The following is a 19,149-nucleotide window of genomic DNA, read 5'->3' as shown; positions in this document are numbered from 1 at the left end:
TATGCTAACCCTTAGAGGACGGAAGCGTTCCTCCGGGTGTGCCCGGTGTGGCACCGGTCTAGCGCGCAACCCGTCCCGTCACCGGCGGCAAGTCCGCCAATGTCGCGATGCCGGGCTTCGCTGCCACCACGGCCGGGACTGCATTGGTAACCGGCATCGCGGTGTAGATCATTCCCAGACCCATGAACCCGGGCTCGGTCCAATCCTTCGGTGGCAGGCAGTGCAGGACGGTGCGCATGTTGGGCAGCCCGAAAACCTGGATGACGTGGCCGTGCTCGAGGGGCTTGGGCGGCACCACATGGCTGCCCATGATCCAGTTGAATCCGACGCTGACGACGTTGCGGTCACCTTCCCAGCCGCGGTGGTAGCCATAGACGCTGCCGACCGTCCCCGCGGGAATCTTCATGAAGCCCAGATCGGAATCTGCGGTGGCCGCGGTGAAGGTGACGTCGAACGTCATCTTGTCCAGCTTCGCGCCGATCGCATCGGCCATCATCGCCGCCGACTCCGCGAAGACCTCGCTTTCCCGGCGAACGCTGTCCGCCAGCCCAGGGGTGTCGGGATCCTGCGAGAACCCCATAGCCGTCTGGGTTTCCGCCGACTCGTAGGTCGAGCAATCCACCGACTCGGTGATCCGGATCTCGTCGACGCGCTCGCAGGAGGCCGACAGCACCATGCCGACCATGTTCGTCATTCCGGGGTGCGCGCCGCTGCCGAAAATCGTCGAATTACCTTTGCGACAGGCGTCCTCGATGCGTTTGCGGTCCTGCGGCGTCTGCTTGCCCCCGGTGATCCACGCCGCGCTGGTGCACACGTTGACGCCCGATTCCAGCAGGCGGACCAGTTCGTCGACGTTGGGCCACAACGGGTTATAGCAACACGCGTCGGGCCTCAGCGCGAGCAGCGCGTCGACGTCGTTGGTCGCCTGCACCCCGGTCGGCTCCGGCCAGCCGGCTAGTTTGGCGGCGTCGACGCCGACCTTGTCCTGCCCATGCGCGTAGACGCCGACCAGCTCCATGTCGGGCCTGCCGATGATGGCGTGCAGCGATCGCCGCCCGATGTTGCCGGTCGTCCACTGGATCACGCGCAATGGACGGTTTTCTCCGGTGGTGCTCATCGGGGGCTCCTTTGCCGTAGGCGCTTCGCGCTCAGTCGCGGTCGGTCGCGTTCAGTCGCTGATATCGAATCCGGCGACCACCTTGGTCGGGCGCACACGCACCACGAGTTCGCCGGGAACGGCGTTGCGGCGGCCGAATTCGTCGGCGCGGTCGGCGCCCATGTACCGCGCGCCGGTCCTGGTGGTGAACTCCAGCACGTCACCGGGATCGTCCGTCGTCGTCGCCACGCCCTGCACCTGTACGAACGAATAGGGCGGGTGGGGGTCGTCGACGCAGATGGTGACTCGCGAATCACGCGCCAGGGCACGGCCTTTCGACGTGTCGCGGCCGGTGGTGAACACCAGCACGCCACCGTCTTGCTCCATATCCACGACAAACCACACCGGCGCGACCAGCGGCCTGCCGTCGGCCGCGACGTAACCCAGCATCCCGGTGCGGGTCCCGGCCGACAGGAACTCGACGACCCTGTCTGACAGCTCCGGCTTCTCGGCCATGGCGCTAGAGCCGGGCCAAGTCGTAGTCGGCGATGTGGTCGATGAGCACTTGCAGGTGGTCCTGCGAGGAGCCCAGCGTGTGCTCGATCGCGGTAAGCCGGGCCGCGTAGTGGGCGACCGGATACTCGGCGGTCATGCCGATGCCGCCGTGCAGCTGGATGGACTCCTGCGCGATGTGCCGTGCGGACCGGCCGATCTGCAGCTTGGCACGCGACGCGATCACCGGGTCGAGGTTGCCGTCGGCGATCGACATCGCGGCGTAGAAGCTCATGCTGCGAGCCAACTCCAGCGACACGTACATGTCGGCGGCGCGCTGGGTGAGCGCCTGGAATTTGTTGAGCGTGACGCCGAACTGCTTGCGGCTCTTGAGGTAATCGGTGGTTAGACGCAGCGCTTCCTCCATCGCGCCAACGGCTTCGCAACACAACGCCGACTGGATTCGGACGAGTGCCTCGAGGATGGCCGTCGACGCGTCCGCCGCGTCGCCGAGGGGCTCGGCGGGCGTGGAGTCCAGCTCGATCTGGGCGCCGCGCTGGCCGTCGAAGGTCGGATAGGGGTGCCGGGTGACCGCATCACCGTCGACGACGAACAATCCCGTTCCGCCGTCGGGCAATGCGGCGCTGACCACCAGGGCGTCGGCGCAGTCCCCGGCCGGGACCGGGTTCTTCGTTCCGGTCAGGGTCCACGAATCGCCTTGCCGCGCAGCCTGCGTGGAGACGGCTGCGGTCGGTTTCCGGTGACCGGTTTCCAAATGGGCGAACGCGAGCAACTTTTGGCCCGCCGCAACCTCGTCCAGCAGCTGCTTTTGCGGGTCGCTGCCGCGTTCGGCGATCAGTGCGCCGGGTGCCAGGGCGGCGTGCACGACGGGCTCGGGTGCCAGCCGTCGCCCGATCTCGGTGAGCACCACCATGATTTCGATCTGGCCCGCCTCGTCCGGCTCGAACCCGAGGCCGAGAATCCCGGTGTCGGCGAGCTGGCTCCACACGTCGCGGCTCCAGCCGAGCTCGCTCTCGATGATCTTGTTGCGGCTCTCGGGATCGTAGGTGCGCGACAGGAGGTCGCGCGTGGTGTCGCGGAGCAGGGCCTGCTCGTCGCTCAGCTGAAAGTCCATGGCTGCCTCACAATCCCAGAATGGTGGACGCGATGATGTTGCGCTGCACTTCGTTGCTGCCCCCGTAGATCGACGTCTTGCGGTAGTTGAGGTAGCGCGGCGCGGCCGATTGCGCCCAGGCCGGTGACGCGATGTCACCGCCGTCGACCGGCAGCGCGTCGGGTCCGGCGACTTCGACGAGCAGCTCGGTGGCGATCTGCTGCAGTTGGCTGCCGCGCATCTTGAGCACCGACGATGCGGGGTTGGGTTTACCGTCTGCGGAGTCCGTGGTCACCCGGGACTGCGTGAGTTCCAGTGCCAGCACCTCGTTTTCGGCTTCGGCCAGGCGTGCCGCGAACAGTGGGTCGTCGAGCAGACCGGTCTCGATGGCGTGTTTTTTCACCTCGGCGAGGCGGACCTTGGTGCGGCCGACGCCGGCGATGCCGGTGCGTTCGTTGCCCAGCAGGAACTTCGCGTATGTCCAGCCCTGATTCTCTTCTCCCACAAGTTGATTGGCCGGCACCCGAACGTCTTCGAAGAAGACCTCGTTCACTTCGCGGCCACCGTCGATCGTCTTGATCGGGCGCAGCGTGATACCCGGCGTCCCCATGTCGAAGAGCAGGAACGAAATGCCGGCCTGGCGCTTGGGCGCCTGCGGGTCGGTGCGTACCAGGCAGAAGATCCAGTCCGCATACTGGCCGAGCGTGGTCCACGTCTTCTGGCCGTTGACGACATAGGTGTCGCCATCGCGGACGGCGGTGGTGCGCAGCGAGGCCAGGTCCGAGCCGGCCTCGGGCTCGGAGAACCCCTGGCACCACCAGATGTCGATGCTGGCCGTCGGGGGCAGGAAACGCTCCTTGATTTCCTGGGACCCGAATTCGGCGATCACCGGGCCGACCATCTTGGTGTTGAAGTTCAGTGGCTCGGGGACGCACGCCAGTTGCATCTCGTCGGCCCAGATCTGGTACTGGGTCGGCGTCCAATCCTTGCCGCCCCATTCGACCGGCCAGTTGGGCACCGCGAGCCCGTGCTCGTGGAGGATCTTGTGGCTGGTGACGATGTGGTCCTTGGTCACCGGCGCCCCCTGGCGCACCGCCTCGCGGAGCTCCTCGGGGATCTGGGTGGTGTAGAAGGTGCGAAGCTCGTCGCGGAATGCGGCTTCCTCGGGTGTGAGCGCCAACTGCATGGCAGCCTCCTGTCGTCTGGGGGTGAAGCCGCGGATGGGTTTCCGGCCCGGCCGATCGCTTCGGCTTTCTATCTTGACCCATCGCCTGCTGTGCTTTTGCACAGCCTCGGGTTAGTCCACAAACGGGCGCCGCGACGCCCTGGACGGGGCCATTGCGGCGGTCGCCGCGCTTACCGTCGCCGGCATGCGCATAGAACTGCCCGCGGAGCGCCTGCAGCGGCGGCTCGGCGCCGAGCCCGATGCCGATTCGCACGCCGATCCCGAGGATCCCGAGCATGACCCGGACGCGCCGGACGACGATCAGAATTCGTTGTTGCCCCGATGGCTTCCCGACGCGTCCCAGCGCGGGGGGTGGGTCGCAAGGCTGCGCGCCGACCCCGGCCGCGCGGGCGCTATCGCGATGGCGGTGGTCGCCGCGCTGGCCGTGCTGGTCACGATATTCACCTTGGTGCGCGACAGGCCCGCGCCGGTGATGTCGGCCAAGCTTCCTCCCGTCGAGAAGGCGTCCACTGCGAACCCCAGATCGTCGGCGGCTCCGGTTGCGGGCCAGCCGGCGGGCGACCGGCCCTGCGTTGTCAGCGTGGTCGGCCTGGTCCGCACCCCCGGGCTGGTCACCCTGGCGCCCGGCGCGCGGATCGCCGATGCGCTGCAGGCCGCGGGCGGTGCGGTGGACGGCGCGGACACCATCGGATTGAACATGGCCCGTCCGGTCGGCGACGGCGAACAGATCGTGGTCGGGCTGGCCCCGATCTCGGGGCGGCCCACGGCGCTCGGCAGCTCGGTGGCCTCCGGCTCGGCGCCGACGCCTGGGACGCCGGCGCCCGTATCGGGATCGGCCAAGCCGAAACCGGGGCAGCCGCTCGACCTGAACACCGCGAGCGTGGAGCAGCTGGACGCCCTGCCCGGGGTCGGGCCGGTCACCGCCGCTGCGATCGTGGCGTGGCGGCAGGCCAACGGCAAGTTCACCAGCGTCGACCAGCTCGCCGACGTCGATGGCATCGGCCCGGCGCGGCTGGAAAAGCTGCGTGCCCTGGTCCGCGTCTGACGCTGCAGGCTTCGACGGATCGCCGCTGGCCCACCTGGATGTCCGGCTGGTCCCGGCCGCCGTCACGGGATGGACGGTCACCGCCGCGGGGATCGTGTGGCCGGTTGGCCGGGCGCTGGCATGCTGCTGCGTCGCGCTGGTTGCCGCCTCGTGTGGGCTGCTGTGCGCGGCGCGGAGCCACGCGCGCCTGCGGGCGATCGGCGCCGGCGTGCTGGCGATCGGTGTCGTGGGTGCGGGCTTCGGGCTGGCGATCGCGCTGCGCACCGACGCGGTGGCGCGCCATCCCGTCGCCGCGGCGTTCGGCACCGCCGCCCCGGTGACGGTCACCCCAGCCGAGAGCCCGCAGCCCGTCGGCCGGGGCAGCCTGATGTTTCGCGCCACCTTGCAGCGGGTGCGCGCCGACGAAATGTCCGGCCGGGTAGTCGTTTTCGCGCGCACGTCGGACTTCGGTGGCGTGATGGCCGGCCAGCCGGTGCGCTTCACCGCGCGCATCAACCGTCCCGCGCGCCATGACCTGACGGTCGCCGTGCTCAACGCGACGGGCCGCCCGACGCTGGGCGAGGCCGGCGCGGTGCAGCGGGCCGCTCACGCTGTGCGCACGCGGTTCTCCGCCACCGCCCGCGATGCGCTGCCCGCCGAGCAGGCCGCGATGCTGCCCGCCCTGGTCCTCGGGGACACCGCGGCGGTCAGCGCCGAGACCGGTCGCGACTTTCGCGCCGCTGGCATGACGCACTTGACGGCGGTGTCGGGGGCCAACGTCACGATCGTGTGCGCGGCGGTGCTGTTCTCGGCGCGGCTGATCGGCCGCCGCGCGGCCGTGGCGCTGGCCGCGGTGGCACTGGTCGCCTTCGTCATCGTCGTCCAACCGACGCCGAGCGTGTTGCGCGCGGCCATGATGGGTGCCATCGCGTTGGCGGGGATCCTGTCTTCGAGGCGGCGGCAAGCGATTCCGGCCCTGTCGGCGGCGGTGCTGATACTGCTGACCGTCGCTCCCCACCTGGCCGTCGACGTTGGCTTCGCACTGTCGGTGCTGGCGACGGCCGCGCTGGTCGTCATCGCACCGGTCTGGTCGCGGCGCCTGAGCAAAAGAGGCTGTCCCAAGCCGCTAGCGGATGCCCTCGCGGTGGCATGTGCCGCGCACGCGGTGACCGCGCCGCTGGTCGCCGGCATTTCGGGCCGGCTCAGCCTGCTGGCCGTGGTCGCGAACCTCGCGGTCGCGCCGGCGATAGCGCCGATCACGGTGCTGGGCAGCGCGGCGGCCGTGTTGTGCATGTTGTGGCCGGCCGGTGCGGAGCTGCTGATCCGATTCGCCGGCCCCGAGCTGTGGTGGGTGCTGAGGGTGGCGCGCTGGGTGGCCGGGGTTCCCGCGGCGACCGTGCCCGTTCCCTCCGGTGCGGCCGGCGTGCTGACGGTCGGCGGCGCCACCGTCGTGGTCGTTCTGCTCGCGCGGCTGTTGTGGCGGTGGCGCGGGTTTCGTGTGGCGGTCGGGTTGGCGGGCGCCGCGGTGGGCGTGTGGGTGGCGGCCTGGTCCCTGTCGGGACTAATGGCGATCGCAAGTGCGGCGTAGCCGGGCATGGCGGGTCGCCATCATCGGACTGGGCGGGCCCTAGTCGGACCCACGTGACACCATCGTGGGGTGAGCGAGCCTGCGCCGTTGCACCTGGTCCTGGGAGACGAGGAACTGCTGGTCGAGCGGGCGGTGGCCGACGTGCTGCGGTCGGCGCGGCAGCGTGCCGGCACCGACCCCGGGGCCAACGACGTGCCGGTCAGCCGGATGCGGGCCGGCGACGTCAGCACGTACGAACTCGCCGAGCTGCTGAGCCCATCGCTGTTCGCCGACGAACGCATCGTCGTGCTGGAGGCCGCCGGCGACGCGGGCAAGGACGCGGCCGCGATGATCGCCGCGGCCGCCGCCGACATCCCGGCGGGCACGGTGCTGGTCGTGGTGCACTCGGGTGGCGGGCGGGCCAAAGCGCTGGCCAACGAGCTGCAAAAGCTCGGTGCGCAGGTACATCCCTGCGCGCGGATCACCAAGCTCAGCGAACGCATCGACTTCATCCGCAAGGAGTTCCGCGCGCTGCGCATCAAGGTCGACGAGGAGACGGTGACCGCCCTGCTCGATGCGGTCGGATCCGACGTGCGCGAACTGGCCTCGGCCTGTTCGCAGCTCGTCGCCGACACCGCCGGTGCCGTCGATGCGGCCGCGGTGCGCCGCTATCACAGCGGCAAAGCGGAGGTGAAAGGGTTCGACATCGCCGACAAGGCGGTCGCCGGCGACATCGAAGGAGCCACGGAGGCGCTGCGGTGGGCGATGATGCGCGGCGAGCCGCTGGTGGTGCTGGCCGACGCCCTGGCCGAGGCCGTGCACACCATCGGCCGGGTTGGGCCGCTGTCCGGCGACCCCTACCGCCTCGCGGCGCAGCTGGGGATGCCGCCCTGGCGGGTGCAGAAGGCGCAGAAACAGGCGCGCCGCTGGTCGCGCGACACGGTGGCGGTCGCGATGAAAGTGGTGGCGGAACTCAACGCGAACGTCAAGGGCGCCGTCGCCGACGCCGACTACGCGGTGGAATCCGCGGTCAGGCAGGTTGCCGAGCTCGTGGCCGACCGCGGCCGCTGACTGTCCGAGCTCAGAGCTTGTTCAGGGCCTTGGCAAGCGCCGACTTCTTGTTGGCCGCCTGGTTCTTGTGGATCACGCCCTTGCTGGCGGCCTTGTCCAGCTTGCGGTTGGTCGACACCAGCAACTCCGCGGCCTTGTCCTTGTCGCCGGCGTCGGTGGCCTCCCGGAACGCGCGCACGGCGGTGCGCAGCGAAGACTTCACCGACTTGTTGCGCAGGCGGGCGCGCTCGTTCGTCCGGTTGCGCTTCTGCTGCGACTTTATGTTGGCCACGCGTTGTTTCCTTCTTAGATTCGGTGTTGGCTTGAGGCGCCCGATGTACCCGGCGGCGATTGCCCAGGTTATCAGTCGGTTACGTTTTCTCCCAAAAGGGGAAACCGTGACCTGCCGCAACGTCAATTTGAGGCAGCATCTGAAAAGTGAGTCTTACGAGCCAGCTTGAGGAGACCGGGCAAGGATCGCGCGGCCCGGCGCGACCGCAGCCACGCTCCGAGCGCATCTTCGGCGGATACAACACCACCGACGCCTATGCGATGGCCTTCGACGAGATGTTCGACGCACAGGGCAACGTCCGCGGCCCGTATAAGGGCATTTACGCCGAGCTCGCGCCGTCGGACGTCTCGGATCTCATGGCTAGGTCCGAGGCGCTGGCCCGCGCGTTCATCGACCAGGGCATCACGTTTTCGCTGTCGGGTCAGGAGCGGCCCTTCCCGCTGGACCTGGTGCCGCGGGTGATCTCGGCCGCCGAGTGGAGCCGCCTCGAGCGCGGCATCACGCAGCGGGTCAAAGCGCTCGAGATGTATCTCGACGACATCTACGGCGACCAGGAGATCCTCAACGACGGCGTGATCCCGCGCCGCCTGGTGACGTCCTGCGAGCACTTTCACCGCCAGGCCGTCGGCATCGTCCCGCCCAACGGCGTGCGAATCCACGTCGCCGGCATCGACTTGATCCGCGACGAGAAGGGCAACTTCCGCGTCCTCGAGGACAACCTGCGCTCCCCGTCGGGGGTGTCGTACGTCATGGAGAACCGGCGCACCATGGCGCGGGTTTTTCCGAACCTGTTCGCCACCCACCGCGTGCGTGCCGTCGACGACTACTCGTCGCACCTGCTGCGCGCGCTGCGCAACTCGGCGGCCACCAACGAGGCGGACCCGACGGTCGTCGTGCTGACCCCCGGGGTGTACAACTCGGCGTACTTCGAGCATTCGCTGCTGGCGCGGCAGATGGGCGTCGAGCTGGTCGAGGGCCGCGACCTCTTCTGCCGCGACAACCAGGTGTATATGCGCACCACCGATGGCGAACGCCAAGTCGACGTCATCTATCGGCGCATCGACGACGCCTTCCTGGACCCGCTGCAGTTCCGCGCGGACTCGGTGCTCGGGGTGGCGGGTTTGGTCAACGCGGCCCGCGCCGGCAACGTCGTCATCTCCAGCGCGATCGGCAACGGTGTCGGCGACGACAAGCTGGTCTACACCTACGTGCCCACCATGATCGAGTACTACCTGGGCGAGAAGCCGCTGCTGGCCAATGTGGAGACCTACCGGTGCTGGCTCGACGACGAGCGCGAAGAGGTGCTCGACCGGATCGACGAGTTGGTCCTCAAGCCGGTCGAGGGGTCCGGCGGCTACGGCATCGTGTTCGGACCCGAGGCCACCGAGAAGGAGCTGGCGGCCGTCAGCAAGAAGATTCGCGACGATCCACGAAGCTGGATCGCGCAGCCGATGATGGAGCTGTCGACGGTCCCGACTCAGATCGACGACGAATTGGCGCCCCGCTACGTCGACCTGCGGCCGTTCGCGGTCAACGACGGCGACGACGTGTGGGTGCTGCCGGGTGGGCTGACCCGGGTGGCGCTGGTCGAGGGGTCGCGGGTGGTGAACTCCAGCCAGGGCGGCGGCTCCAAGGACACGTGGGTGCTCGCGCCGCGCGCCGCGGCCGTCGCGCGCGAGCTGGGCGCCGCGGAGGTCGTGCGTTCGCTGCCGACATCCATCTCCGACCCGGCTCCGGACGGCTCACGGGCACAACAGCCCCTGCAGGCCGAGCAGCCGCAGGACGAGCAGCCGCAGCAACAGCAACAACAACAGCAGCAGCAACGGCAGAAGGCGATCCGCTGATGCTGGCCCGCAACGCCGAGGCGCTCTACTGGATCGGTCGCTACGTCGAGCGCGCCGATGACACGGCGCGCATTCTCGACGTCGCGCTGCACCAACTGCTCGAGGATTCCAGCGTCGATCCCGATCAGGCGTCACGCTTGCTGCTGCGCGTCCTCGGTATCGAACCCCCGGACCACGACCTGGATGTGTGGTCGCTGACCGACCTCGTCGCCTACAGCACCAACAATCAGGGTGGCTGCTCGATCGTCGACGCGATCACGGCGGCGCGTGAGAACGCGAAGTCGGCGCGCGAGGTGACTTCCAGTGAAATCTGGGAGTGCCTCAACACCACCTACCATGCCCTGCCCGAACGCGAACGGGCCGCCAAACGCCTTGGGCCGCACGAGTTCTTGTCGTTCATCGAGAGTCGCGCCGCGATGTTCGCCGGCCTGGCCGACTCGACGCTGTCCCGTGACGACGGATACCGCTTCATGTTGCTTGGCCGCGCAATCGAGCGCGTCGACATGACGGTGCGGTTGTTGTTGTCGCGGGTCGGGGACAGCGCGTCGTCGCCGGCCTGGGTGACGCTGTTGCGTTCGGCCGGTGCGCACGACACGTACCTGCGCACCTACCGGGGTGTGCTGGACGCGACTCGGGTGGTCGAGTTCATGTTGCTCGATCGGCTGTTTCCGCGTTCGGTGTTCTATTCGCTCCGGCTGGCCGAGCACAACCTCGACGAGTTGCTGCACAATCCGCAGAGCCGAATCGGCGCCACCGCGGAGGCGCAGCGGCTGCTCGGTCAGGCTCGCAGCGAGCTGGAATTCCTGCAGCCGGGTGTGTTGCTGGAGTCGCTCGAAAGCCGCTTGGCCGGCTTACAGGCAACCTGCCGCGATGTCGGAGAAGCGTTGTCGCTGCAGTACTTCCACGTCACCCCGTGGGTGGCGTGGTCGGATGCGGGCGAGCGGACCAGGCTAACCAGCAGGCAGGGGGACGCCTGATGTGGCGGATGCGGGTGGTGCACACCACGGGGTACGCATACCAGTCGCCGGTGACCGCCTCGTACAACGAAGCCCGGCTGACGCCGCGGTCGGATACCCGGCAGAACGTCATCCTCAACCGTGTCGAAACCATTCCGGCCACGCGGTCCTATCGCTACATCGACTATTGGGGCACCGCCGTGACGGCGTTCGATCTGCATGCGCCGCACGCCGACCTCACCGTGACGTCGTCGTCGGTCATCGAGACCGAAGAGCCGGAGCCGCCCGCGATGGAGGCGGGGTGGGGCGACCTGCGATCCGAGGCGGTGATTGACCGGTTCGACGAATTGCTCCGCCCCACCGCACACGCCCCGGCAAGCAAACGTGTTGCGTCCGTGGGCAAGAAGATCGCGAAAAGCCATAAGCCCCAAGAAGCCGTCGTCGCCGCGGCCAAGTGGGCACACGACGAGCTGGTCTACCTTCCGGGTACCACCGGCGTGCATTCGTCCGGACTCGACGCGCTGAACGAGGGCAAGGGCGTCTGCCAGGACTTCGTGCACCTGTCGCTAATGGCCTTGCGCAGCATGGGAATTCCCGCGCGCTATGTGTCGGGGTATCTGCACCCCAAACGCAACGCCACAGTGGGCGATACGGTCGACGGGCGAAGTCATGCCTGGATTCAAGCCTGGACCGGAAGTTGGTGGAACTACGACCCCACCAACGACACCGAAATCACCGAGCAGTACGTCAGTGTGGGCGTCGGCCGCGACTACACCGATGTCGCCCCGCTCAAAGGGATCTACTCGGGCGAGGGCGCAACCGACCTCGACGTGATCGTGGAGGTCACTCGGCTGGCGTAGGGGTGAGCGGATGCAAGACTCGTCAGCGCCGGGCCGTCTGGCCTCGTCGGGCCTCGCGCTGCTTTGCGTCGGGCTGCTGTTCGGCGGAGTGGCAGTCGGCGTGGCGCTGGGCGGCGTGCCGCCGTTGCCCTATGGGCCGATGGGTGCGGTCGTCGCGTACGTCCGGGCAAAGCCGGTCGCGCTGCAAGTGATTAGCACCGCGGTGTTCGCCTCGTCGGTACCGCTTGCGATGTACGCGGCGATGGCCGCCGCCCGGTTGCGGCAGCTCGGTGTGGCTCGGCCCGCGGCGGCGATCGCGCTGACGGGCGGGACGTTGGCGGCCGGGGCGTTGGGGCTGACGGCGTTGTTGGGCTGGACATTGTCGCGGCCCGAGATAAGTGCGGACGCGGCGCTGGTTCGGGCGATCTACTTCCTGGCGTTTCTGATCGGCGGCCCGGGGCACTTGGTGGCGTTGGGCCTGTTGGTCGCCGGGATGGCGGTGCCGGGTCGCACGCGGAGATTGCTGACCGGGCCGCTGGGCTGGACGGGGCTGGTGGTTGCCGCGCTCGCGGAAGTGACGGCGCTGGTGCTGGCGTGTCCGGAACTGGGCGTGATTCTGCCGATCGCGCGCGTCGCGGCTCTGGTCTGGTTGGTGGCGGCCGGCCTGCAGCTCGGGCGAGCGTTGCCGCGACCGCCTAGCTGACTTCGACCCGGTGCAGGTCGTCGCCGAGCTCGATCTGCCCGGCGAACTCGGCGGCCGCTAGCGTCCGCCACTGCTCTTCCTGCCCCGGCACCAGGGCGGGTACGTAGTGCGTCATGACCAGGGTTCCCACCCCCGCGCGGGCCGCGGTCGCCGCCGCTTCCTCGACCGACGAGTGGTAATCGCAGATGTCCTGCAGCCGCTGTTGCGGGATGTTGGAGACGATGTCCTTACGGATTACAGTGTGCACCAAAGCGCCTGCGCCGCTTGCCAATTCGTCCAGGCTTGCGCAGGGGACAGTGTCCCCGGCCAGCACGACCGACGCTGACCCGAACTCGACCCGGAATCCGATGGTCGGAGCCACCGGCCGGTGATCGGTAGGCGCCACTCGGATCGACACGCCGTCACGGTCCCACACCGGACCCTCGGTGTATTCGTGGACGTCGACCGGCGGCGGCGCGTTCAGGTCGGCGTGGTGAGCGATGCGGTAACCGATGTCGTGGTGCAACGCGTTCAGCGTCGCCTCAACGGTTTCCGCGGTGCCGGGAGGTCCGATGATCGGTAGCGGGACGGGCTCCGGGCTGAAGGTGCTGACCCAGCGCGTGATCAGGACGTCGCCGAGGTCGCCGATGTGATCGCTGTGCAGGTGCGTGAGCAGCAGCGCCGATAATCCGCTGGCGCCCACGCCGATCGCCGCCGCGCGTTGCAAGACGCCGCGACCGCAATCCACCAGGAAGACCTGCCCGCCGGCCCGCACCAGGGTCGACGGTCCAGCGCGGTTCGGGTCGGGGATGGGGCTTCCGGTTCCGAGCAGGGTGACCTCGATCATGGCCCTATCCTCGCGGACGCCGTCGGCGAACGTGGGTGTTTCGGTGCGCGGACGTGAGGGTAATGGAGAGCATCGGCTCTCGGTCCTCGCGTCGGCTTTCCCGCCGCGCAAGTTGGCCGTAGCCTGGTGTGAAGCAGCTCACAACCGCCTGGGAGGCCTTAATGCGGATAGCGGACGTTTTGCGCAACAAGGGTGCGGCGGTGGTGACGATCAATCCCGAGGCAACCGTCAAGGAGCTGCTCGCCGGCCTCTGCGAGCAGAACATCGGCGCCATGGTCGTGGTTGGCGCCGAAGGTGTCGTCGGGATCGTGTCGGAACGCGATGTCGTGCGCCAACTGCACAAACACGGCGCGAGCGTGCTGTCCCGCCCGGTCTCGAAGATCATGACCTCCACGATCGCCACGTGCACCAAGTCCGACACGGTCGACTCGTTGACCATGCTGATGACCAAGAACCGGGTGCGCCATGTGCCGGTGCTGGAAGGCAAGAAGCTGATCGGCATCGTCAGCATCGGCGACGTCGTGAAGACCCGAATGGAAGAACTGGAGGCCGAGCAGCAGCAGCTGCAGTCCTACATCACGCAGGGCTGACTCGGCGTCGCGCCGAGCGTGTACTCAGCGCGAAAATCTCGTCGTTTTTTCGCAGTGGTTACACGCTCGGTGAGAATTCAGCGCCAGGCGTACTCGGCCCGCAGCCGGGCGGCCACCACGTCGAAGATCTCGCGTTGCAGGATCGCGCCCTCGCGTCGTATCCCTTCCTCGGGCACGTCGAGCACCCGGTCCAGCCGGACCCAGCTCTGTCTGCCCTCGTAATCCCAAGCGCCGGAACCGATCCCAACCCAGTCGGGGTCGGTGGCGTGCCGCTCCTGGCTGGACACCATCAGCCCGAGCAGCACGCTGCGGTCACGGCCCACGACCAGCACCGGCCGGTCCTTGCCGCGGGTGGGATCGTCCTCGTAGACGACCCACGTCCACACGATCTCCCCGGGGTCGGCGCGGCCGTCGAGGTTCGGCGCGTAGACCAGTTTGCGGGCTCGCTGCGCGGTGGGAAAGCTGGTGCTGGTCACCGGACGGCCCGCGGTGATCGCGGCCGGCGGCTGCGGAGCGACGGCGGCGATGACGTTCGCGGTGATCTTCACCGCCTGCTGAAGTTCCCGCAGCACGGCTTGCGAGTTCTGCACTTGCCGGACCAGCCGCGGAGCACGATCGAAGACCAGGTTCTCCGCGAAGCGCTGAAACGTCTTCCACTGCGATTTCCGGGCAGACGCCATATTCGCAGCATAGACGCGCCAATTGTGTCCGGGCCGCAACGCGTGGATACCCTTGACGCACCACCGAACCGCCAGTCGACCAGGAGATTCCCATCAGCAGTTTCGCCGACAAGACCTTTACGGCGCCGGCGCAGATTCGGAATTTCTGCATCATCGCCCACATCGATCACGGCAAGTCCACGCTCGCCGACCGGATGCTTCAGCTCACCGGTGTCGTCGACGAGCGGTCGATGCGTGCCCAGTACCTCGACCGGATGGACATCGAGCGCGAGCGCGGCATCACCATCAAGGCGCAAAACGTGCGGCTGCCGTGGAAAGTGGGAGACGACGACTACGTCCTGCACCTAATAGACACCCCAGGCCACGTCGACTTCACCTACGAGGTGTCCCGTGCGCTGGAGGCCTGCGAGGGCGCGGTGCTGCTGGTCGACGCCGCGCAGGGCATCGAGGCTCAGACCCTGGCCAACCTCTATCTGGCGCTGGATCGCGATCTGCACATCATCCCGGTGCTCAACAAGATCGATCTGCCCGCGGCCGACCCCGATCGCTACGCCTCCGAGATCGCCCACATCATCGGCTGCGAACCCGCCGACGTGTTGCGGGTGTCCGGCAAAACCGGGGAGGGCGTAGCGGACCTGCTCGATCACGTGGTGCGTGAGGTGCCGCCACCCCAGGGCGACGCCGACGCCCCGACCCGCGCGATGATCTTCGACTCCGTCTATGACATCTACCGCGGCGTGGTCACCTACGTGCGCGTGGTGGACGGCAAGATCACCCCGCGCGAACGCATCGCGATGATGTCCACCGGCGCCACCCACGAGCTGCTGGAGGTCGGCATCGTCTCTCCCGAACCGAAGGCCAGCGAGGGCCTGGGCGTGGGCGAGGTCGGCTACCTGATCACCGGGGTAAAGGACGTGCGGCAGTCCAAGGTCGGTGACACCGTCACCACCGCCCGTCACGGCGCCACCGAAGCGTTGACCGGCTACCGCGAACCCAAGCCGATGGTCTACTCGGGCCTGTATCCGGTCGACGGCTCCGACTACCCGGATCTGCGCGACGCCCTGGACCGGCTGCAACTCAACGACGCCGCCCTGACCTACGAACCGGAGACGTCGGTGGCGCTGGGCTTCGGGTTCCGCTGCGGGTTCCTGGGCCTGCTGCACATGGAGATCACCCGCGAGCGCCTGGAGCGCGAGTTCGACCTGGACCTGATCTCGACGTCGCCGAACGTCGTCTACCGGGTGATCAAAGAGGACGACACCGAGATCGTGGTGACCAACCCGTCGGACTGGCCCGAGGGCAAGGTCCGCACCGTCTACGAGCCCGTGGTCAAGACGACGATCATCGCCCCGAGCGAGTTCATCGGGACGATCATGGAGCTCTGCCAGTCGCGCCGCGGCGAGATGGGCGGCATGGACTACCTGTCACCCGAACGGGTGGAACTGCGCTACACCATGCCGCTCGGGGAGATCATCTTCGACTTCTTCGATTCGCTGAAGTCGCGCACCCGTGGTTACGCCAGCCTCGACTACGAGGAGGCCGGCGAACAGGAGGCGCAACTGGTCAAGGTCGACATCCTGCTGCAGGGCGAGGCCGTCGACGCGTTCAGCGCGATCGTGCACAAGGATTCGGCGTACGGGTACGGCAACAAGATGACCACCAAGCTCAAGGAACTGATCCCGCGCCAGCAGTTCGAGGTGCCGGTGCAGGCGGCGATCGGATCGAAAATCATTGCGCGCGAAAACATTCGAGCGATCCGCAAGGACGTGCTGTCCAAGTGCTACGGCGGTGACATCACCCGCAAGCGCAAACTTCTGGAAAAGCAGAAGGAAGGCAAGAAGCGGATGAAAACCATCGGGCGGGTCGAGGTGCCGCAGGAAGCGTTTGTGGCCGCATTGTCCACCGATGCCGCGGGGGACAAGGCAAAGAAGTGACAAATCGGTGGTGCTCGTTGACCGCCGCGTTATCGGTGGCAATGATCGCCGCCACTGCGTGTACCCAAACCGCCGGCGGCACAGCACAACCGGCGCCGAACCTGAAGCCGCGCCCACTGACGGGTTCAGCAATCACGCAGGTCCTGCTCGACGACGCCGCGCTGACGGGGATTCTCAACCAATCCTTCGAACGCGACACTGGCGTGTCGGCGTGGTCCGGGGGCCCCGAAAAGTTGCGCCATCCTTTCGACTCGGCCACGCCCGCCGACTGCCTCGGTGTCGCGGTATTGCTCGACCAAAGGGCCTACCAATCCTCTAGCGTCAAAGACGTTGCTGGCGCGTCGTGGCGGCACACAGGCGAGGCAGCCAAGGTGCAGGGCGTAATCGAGGGAGTAACGACACTGCCCACGGCCGCCGACGCCGCCGCGCTCTTCACGAAGTTCTCGGCGCAATGGAGCCGCTGCGATGGCACGACGCTGAGCCTGCCGGCCGGCGAAATCGGCTTCACCGACAAGATCGCTGACGTTCGTGTCGCCAATTCCGTTCTTGCCGCGACTGTTTCGATCTATTCGAGTTACTCCGAGTTACTCGGCGGACCGATGCCCGACGCGCGGGCCATCGGTGTCCGGGGGAATTGCCTCGTCGAGGTCGATGCCATGTTCTCCAGCGGCCATCACCCATCCGACCAGGGGTCCGGCGACATCAACACCAGCGCCGTCAACATCGCACACGCGATGATGGACAAGGTCAGCGGGCTGAGCTGACCGCTTAGGTTGGCGCGTTGGCGGGCTGGCACGTTCGTCACCGGGTAGTTCTTTCCAGCTCGTGCTCGAGTATTTGGCCGATCGCGGCAATCGGCTCCGGCATGTCCATGTCGGAATGCTGGCTTTCGATCTTGTGGGCGGACACATGCCCTTTCAGGTACGGTGCCCATGCCGCGAGATATTCCTCCGGTGGTCTTGGCTCGTTGACAGTCGGTATGAACAGTACTGAGCGGCCGTCGTAGCTCGGCGACACGAAGTCGTTGAGCATTTCGACACTATTTTTGGTCAAGGCGATGACGACGTTCGCCAGCGATTCGTATTCAGGGTCGTCGATCGAAACACCGTAGCGATCGTTCGCCCATGCGTTGATCAGGCTGCGCGTATCGCATTCGGAGAAGTCTGACAGCAATAGCGGGTCGTCCTCATACCTGGGAACGCTGGCGATCAGCCCCAACAGTGCGACCTCGTGTTCGCGGCGTTGGAGCTCTGCCGCCATCGCCTGAGCCACGACGCCGCCGAAGGACCAACCCAGCAGAATGAAGGGCCCTTCCGGCTGCACGGCCAGTATTTGCTCGATGTAGTCGTTTGCCATGGCGGGTATCGACGCGGCGAACGGCGTCGTGCCGTCGAGTCCCCGCGCCTGCAACCCGTAGATGGGTCGGTCACGAAGATGCTCCGCGAGCCCGCGGTAACCCCACGCCATTCCGCCCGCCGGGTGGATGCACCACACAGGCGGCTTGGTTCCGCCCACTCGCAGAGGTAAGACGATCGCGAACGCATCCACGAACTCAGAAACGGGTTCTCGGGCAATCCATTCGGCGAGTTGGGCGATGGTGGGGGCGTCGAAGATTGCCCGGATTGGGACTTCGATTCCGAGTTCGGTACGGATGCGCGCGACTAGCCGGATCGCCGAGAGGGAGTGTCCGCCCAGGGCGAAAAACCCGTCGTCGATTCCCACCCTGCTCGCCCCGAGCACTTCGGCGAACAGCGCGGACAGCACTCTTTCGAGTGGATCGCGCGGCGCTCGGTAGGCCACGTCGCTGACGAACTGCGGGGCCGGCAGCGCCCGCCGGTCAAGCTTGCCGTGCGCCGTCAACGGCAGGGCCTCGAGGGCTATGACCGCCGCCGGCACCATGAATTCCGGCAGCCGTGTCGCCGCATATCGTCGGATGTCGGCCGCCAGTGCGGCGGAGGTGGTCGCGTCGCTCGCGGCGGTTGGTGGTTTGGGCACGACATAGCCCACCAATTGCTTGTCGTCGATGTCGCCGGCGGCATTGGCGGCGCTGCGGGCGACGACCACCGAGTGGGCTACCCGGGGGTGGGCGGTCAGGACGGCCTCGACCTCGCCGGGTTCCACCCGAAATCCGCGGATTTTGACCTGCTGATCGGCCCTGCCCACAAACTCCAGTGAGCCCTGCGCGGTCCATCGCCCCACATCTCCGGTGCGATACATACGTATGCCCGGCGCTCCCGCGCCGATGAACGGACACGCCACAAACCGCGTGGCGGTCAACGCCGCGCGACCCCGATATCCCCGAGCGACTCCCGCGCCGGCGACATACAACTCACCTGGCACTCCCACGGGCGCCGGACACAATCCCGCATCAAGCACGAACACCCGCATGTTGCCCAATGGCGCACCGATCGGAACCGATGCGCCGTCGAATCCGTTCGCCCGGGGAATGGCGTATGTCGCTGCGCAGACTGTGATTTCGGTGGGTCCATAGGCGTTGATCATCGCCAACTCCGGATGCCCATTCCGCAACTTGTTGACCGCCGCCGGGGAAAGCGCAGCGCCGCCAGTTTCGAGCAGCTTTAGCTGGTCCAGACAGTCCGGATCTTCCTCTGCCAGTTGGTGAAAAAGTGCCGTGGGCACGAACATCGACGTCACGCCACGATCGGCGATGAGCTGCCGGAGCGCGGCCACATCCGGTTGGCGCGTCAACACCACCAGGACTCCACCGTGGAGCAGGGCTGGCCAGATTTCACACGCCGAACTGTCGAACCCTGGCGACATGATCATCGACATCCGTGCCCTTGCACGTTCTGCCGGCCAGTGGTGCCACGCCATATTGATCAGACCCTGGTGGGTGATGGCGACGGCTTTGGGGCGTCCGGTTGATCCTGAGGTGTACATGATGTAGGCGAGGTTGTCCGGTGTGGGCAGGTGTGGGGGGGGGGGGGTTTTGGGG

General features: G+C 67.4%; 17 protein-coding genes and 1 pseudogene. 10 read left to right on the top strand and 8 right to left on the bottom strand.

Going from position 1 to position 19,149, the window contains the following annotated elements; all coding sequences use genetic code 11:
• Window positions 1-58 precede the first annotated feature (58 nt).
• The 4 genes from A5747_RS21995 to A5747_RS21980 are packed head-to-tail and all read right to left on the bottom strand — an operon-like array spanning window position 59 to window position 3,888.
• Window positions 59-1,117, bottom strand: coding sequence for a dihydrodipicolinate reductase (locus A5747_RS21995; RefSeq protein ID WP_076128299.1), 1,059 nt, complete (start codon window positions 1,115-1,117; stop codon window positions 59-61).
• A 51-nt stretch (window positions 1,118-1,168) separates the two neighbouring features.
• Entirely contained in the window at window positions 1,169-1,612 is a 444-nt protein-coding gene (locus A5747_RS21990) for a PPOX class F420-dependent oxidoreductase (RefSeq protein WP_076128297.1), read from the bottom strand.
• A 4-nt stretch (window positions 1,613-1,616) separates the two neighbouring features.
• Window positions 1,617-2,723, bottom strand: a complete 1,107-nt coding sequence (locus A5747_RS21985; RefSeq protein ID WP_076128295.1) for an acyl-CoA dehydrogenase family protein — start codon at window positions 2,721-2,723, stop codon at window positions 1,617-1,619.
• A 7-nt stretch (window positions 2,724-2,730) separates the two neighbouring features.
• Window positions 2,731-3,888, bottom strand: a complete 1,158-nt coding sequence (locus tag A5747_RS21980) for an acyl-CoA dehydrogenase family protein (protein WP_076128293.1) — start codon at window positions 3,886-3,888, stop codon at window positions 2,731-2,733.
• Window positions 3,889-4,072: 184 nt separating this feature from the next.
• Between A5747_RS21980 and A5747_RS21975 the strand changes: the two genes are divergently transcribed.
• The 3 genes from A5747_RS21975 (at window position 4,073) to holA (ending at window position 7,550) form a co-directional block, all read left to right on the top strand.
• Window positions 4,073-4,933 carry a ComEA family DNA-binding protein gene (locus A5747_RS21975; protein WP_076128291.1) on the top strand — a complete coding sequence of 287 codons (861 nt, stop codon included), beginning with the start codon at window positions 4,073-4,075 and terminating at the stop codon, window positions 4,931-4,933.
• Window positions 4,914-6,500, top strand: a complete 1,587-nt coding sequence (locus A5747_RS21970) for a ComEC/Rec2 family competence protein (RefSeq protein WP_369805163.1) — start codon at window positions 4,914-4,916, stop codon at window positions 6,498-6,500. The genes A5747_RS21975 and A5747_RS21970 overlap by 20 nt, the downstream gene beginning before the upstream one ends.
• Window positions 6,501-6,587: 87 nt before the next feature.
• Window positions 6,588-7,550 (top strand): DNA polymerase III subunit delta, encoded by a 963-nt coding sequence (holA, locus tag A5747_RS21965; RefSeq protein ID WP_142245684.1) that lies wholly within the window; start codon window positions 6,588-6,590, stop codon window positions 7,548-7,550.
• 10 nt (window positions 7,551-7,560) lie between these two features.
• Here holA and rpsT read toward each other — a convergent pair whose 3' ends face one another.
• Complete coding sequence (gene rpsT / locus A5747_RS21960; RefSeq protein WP_076064408.1) at window positions 7,561-7,821, bottom strand: 30S ribosomal protein S20; 261 nt, start codon at window positions 7,819-7,821, stop codon at window positions 7,561-7,563.
• A gap of 146 nt (window positions 7,822-7,967) precedes the next feature.
• Between rpsT and A5747_RS21955 the strand changes: the two genes are divergently transcribed.
• The 4 genes from A5747_RS21955 to A5747_RS21940 are packed head-to-tail and all read left to right on the top strand — an operon-like array spanning window position 7,968 to window position 12,163.
• Window positions 7,968-9,665, top strand: coding sequence for a circularly permuted type 2 ATP-grasp protein (locus A5747_RS21955; protein ID WP_076128287.1), 1,698 nt, complete (start codon window positions 7,968-7,970; stop codon window positions 9,663-9,665).
• The gene (locus A5747_RS21950; protein WP_076128285.1) at window positions 9,665-10,642 is read left to right on the top strand and encodes an alpha-E domain-containing protein; all 978 of its coding nucleotides are present in this window, start codon (window positions 9,665-9,667) and stop codon (window positions 10,640-10,642) included. Before A5747_RS21955 ends, A5747_RS21950 begins: the two co-directional genes overlap by 1 nt.
• On the top strand, window positions 10,642-11,481 hold the full coding sequence (locus tag A5747_RS21945) for a transglutaminase family protein (RefSeq protein ID WP_076128283.1): 840 nt from the start codon (window positions 10,642-10,644) through the stop codon (window positions 11,479-11,481). The genes A5747_RS21950 and A5747_RS21945 overlap by 1 nt, the downstream gene beginning before the upstream one ends.
• Window positions 11,482-11,491: 10 nt before the next feature.
• Window positions 11,492-12,163 carry a hypothetical protein gene (locus A5747_RS21940; RefSeq protein WP_076128281.1) on the top strand — a complete coding sequence of 224 codons (672 nt, stop codon included), beginning with the start codon at window positions 11,492-11,494 and terminating at the stop codon, window positions 12,161-12,163.
• Here A5747_RS21940 and A5747_RS21935 read toward each other — a convergent pair.
• Window positions 12,156-12,989: a ribonuclease Z gene (locus tag A5747_RS21935; RefSeq protein ID WP_076128279.1), complete on the bottom strand. Its 834-nt coding sequence runs from the start codon at window positions 12,987-12,989 to the stop codon at window positions 12,156-12,158. The two genes, A5747_RS21940 and A5747_RS21935, sit on opposite strands and share 8 nt — an antisense overlap.
• 161 nt (window positions 12,990-13,150) lie before the next feature.
• On the opposite strand from A5747_RS21935, the gene A5747_RS21930 reads away from it, so the two are divergent.
• Entirely contained in the window at window positions 13,151-13,579 is a 429-nt protein-coding gene (locus A5747_RS21930) for a CBS domain-containing protein (protein ID WP_076128326.1), read from the top strand.
• Between the two features lie 77 nt (window positions 13,580-13,656).
• Here A5747_RS21930 and A5747_RS21925 read toward each other — a convergent pair whose 3' ends face one another.
• Entirely contained in the window at window positions 13,657-14,259 is a 603-nt protein-coding gene (locus A5747_RS21925; RefSeq protein ID WP_076128277.1) for a type II toxin-antitoxin system PemK/MazF family toxin, read from the bottom strand.
• Window positions 14,260-14,280: 21 nt separating this feature from the next.
• Between A5747_RS21925 and lepA the strand changes: the two are divergent.
• Window positions 14,281-16,193: pseudogene (gene lepA, locus A5747_RS21920) on the top strand (translation elongation factor 4).
• On the top strand, window positions 16,190-16,957 hold the full coding sequence (locus A5747_RS21915) for a sensor domain-containing protein (RefSeq protein ID WP_198938238.1): 768 nt from the start codon (window positions 16,190-16,192) through the stop codon (window positions 16,955-16,957). The pseudogene lepA and the gene A5747_RS21915 overlap by 4 nt, the downstream one beginning before the upstream one ends.
• Before the next feature lie 37 nt (window positions 16,958-16,994).
• Here A5747_RS21915 and A5747_RS21910 read toward each other — a convergent pair.
• Window positions 16,995-19,149, bottom strand: a 2,155-nt coding sequence (locus tag A5747_RS21910) for an alpha/beta fold hydrolase (protein ID WP_142245680.1), incomplete at its 5' end; no start/stop codon positions are given.

This window comes from Mycobacterium sp. IS-836 (assembly GCF_001954275.1).
Classification (GTDB): Bacteria; Actinomycetota; Actinomycetes; order Mycobacteriales; family Mycobacteriaceae; genus Mycobacterium.
Note: the sequence above shows the minus strand (reverse complement) of the source record. Positions and strands in the feature narration are given on the sequence as shown.

Coding starts and splice junctions, on each gene's coding strand:
- A5747_RS21980 (WP_076128293.1), bottom strand. CDS start 3,888: ATGCAGTTGGCGCTCACACCCGAGGAAGCCGCATTCCGCGACGAGCTT.
- A5747_RS21995 (WP_076128299.1), bottom strand. CDS start 1,117: ATGAGCACCACCGGAGAAAACCGTCCATTGCGCGTGATCCAGTGGACG.
- A5747_RS21925 (WP_076128277.1), bottom strand. CDS start 14,259: ATGGCGTCTGCCCGGAAATCGCAGTGGAAGACGTTTCAGCGCTTCGCG.
- A5747_RS21940 (WP_076128281.1), top strand. CDS start 11,492: ATGCAAGACTCGTCAGCGCCGGGCCGTCTGGCCTCGTCGGGCCTCGCG.
- A5747_RS21985 (WP_076128295.1), bottom strand. CDS start 2,723: ATGGACTTTCAGCTGAGCGACGAGCAGGCCCTGCTCCGCGACACCACG.
- A5747_RS21935 (WP_076128279.1), bottom strand. CDS start 12,989: ATGATCGAGGTCACCCTGCTCGGAACCGGAAGCCCCATCCCCGACCCG.
- A5747_RS21975 (WP_076128291.1), top strand. CDS start 4,073: ATGCGCATAGAACTGCCCGCGGAGCGCCTGCAGCGGCGGCTCGGCGCC.
- A5747_RS21945 (WP_076128283.1), top strand. CDS start 10,642: ATGTGGCGGATGCGGGTGGTGCACACCACGGGGTACGCATACCAGTCG.
- A5747_RS21990 (WP_076128297.1), bottom strand. CDS start 1,612: ATGGCCGAGAAGCCGGAGCTGTCAGACAGGGTCGTCGAGTTCCTGTCG.
- A5747_RS21930 (WP_076128326.1), top strand. CDS start 13,151: ATGCGGATAGCGGACGTTTTGCGCAACAAGGGTGCGGCGGTGGTGACG.
- A5747_RS21950 (WP_076128285.1), top strand. CDS start 9,665: ATGCTGGCCCGCAACGCCGAGGCGCTCTACTGGATCGGTCGCTACGTC.